An 8,905-nucleotide genomic window follows, 5' to 3' on the forward strand; every position below is an offset into this window, starting at 1 on the left:
AAGGTGTTTCTTTTTTAATTTGCCGCAAACCTATAAAGTATCACATAAAAAGAAGGAATATAATAGATACATAACGTATTATTCCCACAAATTACACCACAAGAAGGTTTACTACATAGAAAAACGTCTGTTTATAATGCTTAGTATAAAAAAGAAAATATTTAGTTGGCCTTGCTGTAATGAATTTCCAATTTTAACCTTTTTTCGCCAGAAGAAGGGTCACCAGCATATAGAACCGTGCTTAACGGGCTTATTATTGACGCTACTGGAAGCTCTTGATCACCACTACTAATTTTTGCATTTAATGCCCCTGCAACTCTAATATTAGGAGTAGTCATTAACCCTAAGGTAACATTAGGATTATCAGACGACCTTAGCACCAAATTGTTTATATAATCGGTAATACGTATTCTATACTTATCACCGGATGTAGATTCTTCTAAAAAACCATCATAATTTAAAAAAGTTCCAAAAGTAGACTCTGCTATCGTATTTTCCGTAGCAGCATTATAAACCCCTGCATTCGTCTCCGTATTGAACAAATATAATCTTGGCGGTTTAATATTGCTTATATTTTGCGTTGCCGCATTATCTACATAAAAAACCAAATTTGCTTCATTTATAATCCAATTATTCGCCTTGATTTCTGCTATAATTGACGAACTAATAACCGCATCTGAACTAAATAAATCTATTGTAGCATATGCACCAGATCCACCTTTTAAATAAATTTTATCTGCTTCCTCTGAGGAATTAAGGGCATCGGCAATTTCGGTCGGATAAGCCTCATTCACAAACGTATTAACAGCATTCCCTGTGAAATTTGCACCTATGAAAGAAAAAGAAAAATCTTTTGTTTTAACATCTATTGTATCATCTGTTGTATCATCCTTAGTCTCATTAATATTATAAAAATTATAGGTATAAGTCATAACAATACTGGCCTTCGTTAAGTCTAAAAGAATCATTAATTCTTCGGCAGATGTTAAAGATAATTGTAAACCCCTAATATATTCTTTAAAATTAGCCTGATCTAATAACTCAGTACTTCCTTCTTTATTAATGATGTTATTTTGAAAGAAATCCACATCTAAAGGAATACGTATTCCAGGGCTTAGCTTTTTATAAGTCTTAGCTTCGTTTATGTCCTCTGTAGAAAGATCATCTTTCCCCTCGATTAATATCTCTTTATCCTTAATTGTCTCTTCTACATTTGCTAAAACTTCCCCTGTAAAAGAAGTATAATCATTATTAGAGTAATATTTCTCTGCTTCTGTAAAATTGGTTTGTGGATCAAAATCTCTTAAAAAAAAGGTAGATCTTTTTACCGTTAGCGTAAATGGTGTTTCTCTATTTCCGTAGATACTATCTAAATCTACTTGTTTAGCGAAATTATTTTTTATTATTGGCTCTTTAGGAGCCACATCATTTATACCATCTGAATCGGCATCAACACTAGCTACACTTAAAGGGTTTGTTCCTTGCTGGGTTTCTCTTAAATTACCAACACCATCTCCATCGGTATCATTATCAGGATTAGTTTTATCATCACCCGAAAGTTCTAAGTCATCAATAACTCCGTCATTATCACTATCCGATGTTAATGAATTGGTTAAATACGGTATATATAAATATACTTCCGTAACATCTTCTTCCTCCTTAATAGTAGCAACATTATCATCTGTATCGGCAGAATCTTCTATTGCCTGACTATATGCACCAAAAGAAGGGTTCGCTTGGGACAATTGTATCTGAGAAGTTATCTGTGCTTCTGTTTTACCGTAAATAGGATCATTAAAAGCTCCTAACTGATAAACCCCCAGCTTATTTGTTTGTACTGCTTCTATATTATTATTAAACGCAAATACATCATAAACCTCTGTTCCGGTAGTAAATGGTTGACCACCTATTACATCCTGACCTATTGTAGTTAAATCTTCCTCACAAGAGGAGAAAAAAATTAAAATAAACAAAGTACCCACCAAAGTAGGAGATTGTAATCTCTGTAATAAATTCATTTAGATTATTTTAAAACTTCTGTGTCATAAAAATTAGCATATGCTTCTTCAAACTCCTGAAGAGGAACAAATGGTAACACTGGTTTATCTAGGTTAGATATATGGTTTTGTAAATCTTCTGGAATTTCTTCCGCTGCTAAAATAACTGCATCAGAATAATCTACAGCAACCTTTAACAAATTATTATAACTAGGCTGTTTTAAAAAGCTAATATCCTCTTCTGCAACACCATCAAAAGCAATTTTAGATACCATCCCTTCATTTAACTCTCCTTCAAAGCCTTGCCCATAAACAGAAGTAACTATTTTACTATCTGCAAACAATGGCTCATCTGCATAATACTTTTTTAAATATAATGGCAATAAAGACGCCATCCATCCATGTACATGAATAATATCTGGAGTCCAGTTTAATTTTTTAACCGTTTCTACTACTCCTTTAGCAAAAAAAATAGCTCTTTGGTCATTATCCGGAAAAAGATTACCATCTGCATCCGCAAATGTCGCCTTTCTTTTAAAATACTCCTCGTTATCAATAAAATAGACTTGAATACGCTCTTTTGGAATAGAAGCGACCTTAATTATCAATGGCATATCCATGTCATTAATTACTAAATTCATTCCAGAAAGTCTAATTACCTCATGAAGCTGATGTCTTCTTTCGTTAATATTTCCATACCTAGGCATAAAAATTCTAATCTGCCCACCATTACTGTTAACCATTTTTGGTGTTTCATACGACATTAAAGAAACTTCATTCTGTGGGAGATAAGGAACTAACTCAGAAGAAACAAACAATACCTTTTTACCATTCATATAGTAAATATTTTATTTTTTTGTGAACGTAGGTGCAAAATTACAAAAATTATAGAGATTACAGGTATTTATAGTAAGTTTGCTGCCTATTAAATTAAACCTATGTTGGTAATTACAACCAATACCGAATTAAATACCTTTTTAAAAACAATAAAAAAGGATAATAACCTTGGGCTTGTTCCTACTATGGGTGCATTGCATAGTGGCCATCTATCTTTAGTGAAAAAAGCCATTAAAGAGAATGACCATGTTATTGTTAGCATCTTTGTAAACCCAACACAATTCAACAACAAAGAAGATTTAGAAAAATACCCTCAAACTCTAGATACCGATATAAAACTTTTGTCTATGGCTTCGGATCAAATTGTTGTTTACGTCCCTTCTGTTTCCGAAGTTTATAAAAAAGAGGTTACTCCCAAAAAATATAACTTTCAAGGTCTAGATCTTGTTATGGAAGGAGAATTTAGAGATGATCATTTTAATGGCGTAGGGACAATTGTAGAGATGCTTTTAAACCTCATAAAACCAAATAATGCTTATTTTGGAGAAAAAGATTTTCAACAATTACAAATCATTAAAAAGCTAACCGAAATAGAAAATATACCTGTTAACATTATTGGCTGCCCCATCGTAAGGGAGTCTCACGGATTAGCTATGAGCTCTAGAAATGAAAGGCTGCCATCGCAAATTAGACAAGAAGCTTCTATTATCTACAATACTTTAAAAGCTGCCAAAGAAAAATTTGGCACGAAAAGTGCAAAAGTAATTACAGATTGGGTTACCAAAGTTATTAATGACAACCCAAATTTTAAAATAGAATATATAGAAATTTCAGACGCGCAAACTTTAAAACCTATAAAGAGAAAGCAAAAAGGTAAAAAATACAGAGCTTTTATTGCTGTATATACTGCCAATGTTAGACTTATAGATAATATTGCCCTTAATTGATTAATTTTATCCCATGCAAATAGAAGTAGTAAAATCCAAAATTCACCGTGTTAAAGTAACTGGTGCTGATTTAAACTATATTGGTAGTATTACTATCGATGAAGATTTAATGGATGCCGCAAATATTATTAGAGGCGAAAAAGTACAAATTGTAAACAATAATAATGGAGAGCGTTTAGAAACATACGCTATTCCTGGGCCTAGAAAAAGTGGTGAAATCACTTTAAACGGAGCTGCATCTAGAAGAGTTGCCGTTGGCGATATTTTAATCTTAATAACCTACGGAAGAATGGATATTGAAGAAGCTAAAACATTTAACCCTTCTTTGGTTTTTCCTAATGAAGAAAACAATCTACTAGTTTAGTTTTGAACGGAAAATTAAAAAAAAACTTAAAAACGGTACTCCCAATCGCCTTGGGAGTATTTTTAATATGGTATTCTTACAACACTACCTCTCCAGAAGATAGAACGCAAATAATTAAATACATTAAAGATGCCGATCTTTTTTGGGTAGGTTTATCTGTAATCATTGGAATACTAAGTCATGTATCTAGAGCCATTCGTTGGAACTATTTACTAGAACCACTGGGTTACAAACCAAAATTAACAAATAACGTACTCATCATATTTTTATCTTATTTTGCCAACGCACTTATAATTAGATCCGGAGAAGTATTAAGACCTACAGCTTTGGCTACCTATGAAAATGTGCCATTTGAAAAAGGATTAGGAACCATCGTGACAGAACGTATTGTGGATGTGGTTATGCTACTTATTATTATTTTAACTGCCTTCTTACTCCAGACCAAAATAATTATTGAAATTTTAGAAGAAAATGGCATCGGTTTAATTGCCTCTATAAGCATTCTTTTTATTGCTATTTTAGGTCTTTTTGCTTCTATTAAAATTATTTCAAAATCTACCTCGAAAATAGCTTTAAAAATAAAAACCTTTTTAAAAGGCATACAAGATGGTGTCCTGAGTATTTTTAAAATGAAACATAAATGGTCTTTTATTTTCCACACCTTATTTATTTGGTTTGCCTATGTCGCTATGTTTTGGGTTATTAAATTCACGGTTCTAGAAACCATTGACCTTTCCGTTAGCCAGATTCTCGTTGCTTTTATTGCAGGTGCCTTTGCCATGTCAGCTACCAATGGTGGTCTTGGACTGTTTCCTATTGCAGTTAGTAAAGCTCTTGTTGTTTTTGGCATAAGCTCTGTCTCTGGAGATGCATACGGATGGATTATGTGGATAGCGCAAACATTAATGCTTGTTGTCTTTGGAACAATATCTTTTCTTGTATTACCGTTATTAAATCGAAAATAAATACTTTTTCACAGTACCAAAACCAATTTAATGAAACATTTTTTTACAATTTTTGCACTTCTGCTATGCATGGGTGTCAATGCTCAGGTAAAACAAGAAATTTTTGAGTCGTTTAAACTTCAAGAAAGACGCGATGTATATTATTATATTCCTGAAGATTACGATATTGAAAAAAAGTACCCCATCATAGTTGTCTTAGATGCAGAATATTTATTTGACCAAGTTGTCGCAAATTCAAAATTTTACAGTAGATTCCATGGAATGCCACAAAGTATCATTGTAGGCATAAACCAAAGTGAAAATAACGTAAGGTTTGATGATTGCGCCTTTGACAAAGAAAATGGTTTGCCGACAGAGAAAGGGAAAGAATTCTTTGAATTTATAGGAATGGAATTAATACCATACTTAGAAACCAGTTATTCTGTAGCTCCTTTTAAAATGATTCTTGGTTATGATATAACAGCTAATTTTCAAAATTTTTACTTATTTAAAGAAAAATCTTTATTCAATGCCTATGTTAGCATATCGCCAACTTTAGCACCAGAGATGGAAACTAGAATCCCAACTCGTTTAGCTGCTATAGATCAAAAAATATTTTATCAAATTATTGTAGAAGCAGATAAAAACAAAAACACCGCGAAGATTTCTACCTTAAACAAAGGCCTAAAAGCTATTGAAAAAGAGTCGCTTCATTATTTTTATGAAGAATATGAAAATGCCGATCATATTTCTATTGCAACATACGGAATAGGAAAAGCTTTTGATAATATTTTTGGAATGTTTAAGCCCATAAGTACCAAAGAATATAAATCTAAAATACTAACCTCAGAAGAACCAGTTTTTGATTACTTAAAAAACAAATATAAAGGAATTGAAGACCTATTTGGATTTAAGAAAACGGTAGATTTAAATGACATAATGGCCATTTATGCTGCAACACGCAAGAAAGAAGATTTTGAATCTTTAAAACCATTATCTGATTTATGCAAACGCGAATTTCCAAGTACTATGCTAGGTTTCTATTTTGAAGGAGAATATTACGAGCAAATGGGAGAACCTAAAAAAGCCTTGCGAACTTTTGAGAAATCATTTGGAATGGAAGAAATAGATTTCCTAACCAAAGAAATGGCACTAGAAAAAATTGACGCATTAAAAGCTGATTTTGGATACTAAAATAACAGAACTGAATATTTAAAAAATGCTGCTTTGAACCTAAAAATTCAAAGCAGCATTTTTTTTTAATTTAAACTTTAAACTACCTTTAGGCCAAACTCTAATTTACGTAATGGCTAAAACTAAGACTGCATATTTCTGTCAAAATTGTGGTACGCAATATGCAAAATGGGTAGGACAATGTTCTGCATGCAAGGAATGGAATACCGTTGTAGAGGAAATAATCCAAAAAGAAGATAAAAAAGATTGGAAAACTCCGACAAATACCTCTAAAAAAATTGCAAAACCTTTACGCGTAAATGAAATTAGCACAGAGAAAGAGATACGTTTAGACACCTACAATATAGAATTTAATAGAGTACTAGGCGGCGGACTTGTTCCTGGTTCATTAGTTTTAATTGGAGGAGAACCTGGTGTCGGAAAAAGCACCTTGCTTTTACAAATAGCATTAAAATTACCTTATAAAACATTATACGTATCTGGGGAAGAAAGTCAAAAACAAATTAAAATGCGTGCGGACCGGATTAACCCGGTAAGTGAAAATTGCCTTATACTGACAGAAACAAAAACACAAAATATATTTAAACAAATTGAGACTACAGAACCAGATATTGTAGTTATTGATTCTATACAAACCTTACATTCCGATTATATTGAGTCTGCAGCTGGTAGTATTTCTCAAATTAGAGAATGCACTACAGAGCTTATAAAGTTTGCAAAAGAAACAAATACCCCAGTTATTCTTATTGGACATATTACCAAAGATGGATCTATTGCGGGCCCTAAAATTTTAGAACATATGGTAGATACTGTACTTCAATTTGAAGGAGACAGAAACTATGTCTACCGTATTTTGCGGTCTTTAAAAAACCGTTTTGGGTCTACCGCAGAGTTAGGGATTTATGAAATGCAAGGCAGTGGATTAAGAGAGGTAAATAACCCATCAGAAATATTAATCTCTAAAAATGACGAAGGTCTAAGTGGTACAGCTATAGCTTCAACCGTTGAAGGTCTCCGTCCATTAATGATAGAAATTCAAGCCTTAGTAAGTACCGCGGTTTACGGAACTCCACAACGTTCTACAACGGGTTACAATGCCAAAAGACTAAACATGCTCCTAGCTGTTTTAGAAAAAAGAGCTGGCTTTAGATTAGGTGCTAAAGATGTTTTCTTAAATATTACTGGAGGTATCTCTGTAGATGACCCAGCTATTGATTTAGCAGTTATTGCGGCAATCCTTTCTAGTAATGAAGATATTCCTGTAGACAAAGGCATGTGTTTTGCCGCAGAAGTAGGTTTAGCAGGTGAAATAAGGCCTGTACAACGGGTAGACCAACGGATTTTAGAAGCCGAAAAACTAGGTTTTACCTCGATTTTTGTATCTAAAAACAATAAAATAACCGTCAAAAAAACGGGTATAAACATTATTTCAGTTGCAAAAATAGAAGATGTTGTTAACTATTTATTTGGGTAAACTAACGTTTATCCCTCATTATTCTAGCTAAAACCATAAAAATTACCACAACAACAAGTATTAATACCAATTGCCAAATTCCAACTTTTAATGCAAACATATATAGATTTTAAGGTGCTGGGTTAGGTATAACGTTATGTATTGCTTCAATTCCTTCTAAAACGGCATCGGTTAAAATGACATCTATACTTTCAATATTTTCTTTTAACTGCTTAAGGTTTGTTGCTCCGATAATACTACTAGTTAAAAAAGGCCGTGTATTTACAAAAGCCAATGCCATTTGAGCCAAAGACAAATTATTTTCTGAAGCTAAATCAAAATACTTTTCTGTTGCTACTGCTGTATTTCCTCCTATATATCTATTATATATAGGAAATAAAGATAAACGAGAGTCTTCTGGTAATTTTCCTCCAATATATTTTCCGCTTAAAGCTCCAAATGCCATAGGAGAATAAGCCAACAGACCTATTTTCTCCCTCATAGATATTTCAGACAATCCAATTTCAAACTGTCTATTTAACAAGTTATAAGGATTCTGAATTGTTATTGCTCTTGGTAAGTTATGTACTTTATGTTCTTCTAAAAAGCGCATGGTTCCCCAAGGTGTTTCATTAGAAATTCCTATCTGCCTTATTTTACCTTCTTTGACTAAACCTTGCAACGTTTGTAAAACTTGATGAAAATTATCTTGCCAATGGTCTTTAACATCTGGTCTAAATTCTCTTTGTCCAAAATAATTAGTAGATCTTTCTGGCCAGTGCAATTGGTATAAATCTAAATAATCCGTTTTTAAACGAGTTAAGCTTCCTTCAACAGCCTCTATAATTGCTTCTTTTACAAAACCTGTAGAGCGAATAAATTTGGTATAATCTCCGTTACCAGCAATTTTAGATGCTAAAACAACCTTTTCCCTATTCCCTGTTTCTTTAAACCAATTTCCTATTATTCTCTCTGTATGTGCATAACGGTCTTTATGCGCTGGCACAGGGTATAGTTCTGCCGTATCAAAAAAATTAACACCCTCTTCTAATGCATAATTCATTTGCTCAAAACCCTCTTGCTCCGAATTTTGATTACCCCATGTCATAGTTCCTAAACAAATTTTACTTACGACTATATCTGTATTTGGAAGTTTAGTATATTTCATA

General features: G+C 32.8%; 8 protein-coding genes. 5 read left to right on the forward strand and 3 right to left on the reverse strand.

Annotated elements, in window-relative coordinates; all coding sequences use genetic code 11:
• Positions 1-161: 161 nt before the first annotated feature.
• The gene (locus QZZ51_RS01700; RefSeq protein WP_291865003.1) at positions 162-2,018 is read right to left on the reverse strand and encodes a DUF4270 family protein; all 1,857 of its coding nucleotides are present in this window, start codon (positions 2,016-2,018) and stop codon (positions 162-164) included.
• Between the two features lie 5 nt (positions 2,019-2,023).
• A complete protein-coding gene (locus QZZ51_RS01705; RefSeq protein ID WP_291865005.1) occupies positions 2,024-2,833 on the reverse strand; it encodes a glycogen/starch synthase in 810 nt (269 codons plus the stop codon).
• A gap of 102 nt (positions 2,834-2,935) precedes the next feature.
• On the opposite strand from QZZ51_RS01705, the gene panC reads away from it, so the two are divergent.
• The 5 genes from panC to radA all read left to right on the forward strand — a co-directional run bounded on the left by panC (position 2,936) and on the right by radA (position 7,757).
• The gene (panC, locus tag QZZ51_RS01710; protein WP_291865007.1) at positions 2,936-3,781 is read left to right on the forward strand and encodes a pantoate--beta-alanine ligase; all 846 of its coding nucleotides are present in this window, start codon (positions 2,936-2,938) and stop codon (positions 3,779-3,781) included.
• Between the two features lie 13 nt (positions 3,782-3,794).
• On the forward strand, positions 3,795-4,145 hold the full coding sequence (gene panD / locus QZZ51_RS01715; RefSeq protein ID WP_291865009.1) for an aspartate 1-decarboxylase: 351 nt from the start codon (positions 3,795-3,797) through the stop codon (positions 4,143-4,145).
• A 2-nt stretch (positions 4,146-4,147) separates the two neighbouring features.
• A complete protein-coding gene (locus QZZ51_RS01720; protein ID WP_291865010.1) occupies positions 4,148-5,110 on the forward strand; it encodes a lysylphosphatidylglycerol synthase transmembrane domain-containing protein in 963 nt (320 codons plus the stop codon).
• 30 nt (positions 5,111-5,140) lie between these two features.
• A complete protein-coding gene (locus tag QZZ51_RS01725; protein ID WP_291865013.1) occupies positions 5,141-6,283 on the forward strand; it encodes an alpha/beta hydrolase-fold protein in 1,143 nt (380 codons plus the stop codon).
• A gap of 112 nt (positions 6,284-6,395) precedes the next feature.
• The gene (gene radA / locus QZZ51_RS01730) at positions 6,396-7,757 is read left to right on the forward strand and encodes a DNA repair protein RadA (RefSeq protein ID WP_291865015.1); all 1,362 of its coding nucleotides are present in this window, start codon (positions 6,396-6,398) and stop codon (positions 7,755-7,757) included.
• A 109-nt stretch (positions 7,758-7,866) separates the two neighbouring features.
• On the opposite strand, the gene QZZ51_RS01735 is transcribed toward radA, so the two are convergent.
• On the reverse strand, positions 7,867-8,904 hold the full coding sequence (locus QZZ51_RS01735) for an aldo/keto reductase (protein WP_291865018.1): 1,038 nt from the start codon (positions 8,902-8,904) through the stop codon (positions 7,867-7,869).
• Position 8,905 lies beyond the last annotated feature (1 nt).

It is taken from the genome of Maribacter sp., from assembly GCF_016744255.1.
In the GTDB taxonomy this organism is placed as follows: domain Bacteria; phylum Bacteroidota; class Bacteroidia; order Flavobacteriales; family Flavobacteriaceae; genus Maribacter_B.

What these genes read in the sequence shown, in the direction of transcription:
- panD (WP_291865009.1), top strand. Translation starts at nt 3,795, where the DNA reads ATGCAAATAGAAGTAGTAAAATCCAAAATTCACCGTGTTAAAGTAACT.
- QZZ51_RS01700 (WP_291865003.1), bottom strand. Translation starts at nt 2,018, where the DNA reads ATGAATTTATTACAGAGATTACAATCTCCTACTTTGGTGGGTACTTTG.
- QZZ51_RS01725 (WP_291865013.1), top strand. Translation starts at nt 5,141, where the DNA reads ATGAAACATTTTTTTACAATTTTTGCACTTCTGCTATGCATGGGTGTC.
- radA (WP_291865015.1), top strand. Translation starts at nt 6,396, where the DNA reads ATGGCTAAAACTAAGACTGCATATTTCTGTCAAAATTGTGGTACGCAA.
- QZZ51_RS01705 (WP_291865005.1), bottom strand. Translation starts at nt 2,833, where the DNA reads ATGAATGGTAAAAAGGTATTGTTTGTTTCTTCTGAGTTAGTTCCTTAT.
- panC (WP_291865007.1), top strand. Translation starts at nt 2,936, where the DNA reads ATGTTGGTAATTACAACCAATACCGAATTAAATACCTTTTTAAAAACA.
- QZZ51_RS01735 (WP_291865018.1), bottom strand. Translation starts at nt 8,904, where the DNA reads ATGAAATATACTAAACTTCCAAATACAGATATAGTCGTAAGTAAAATT.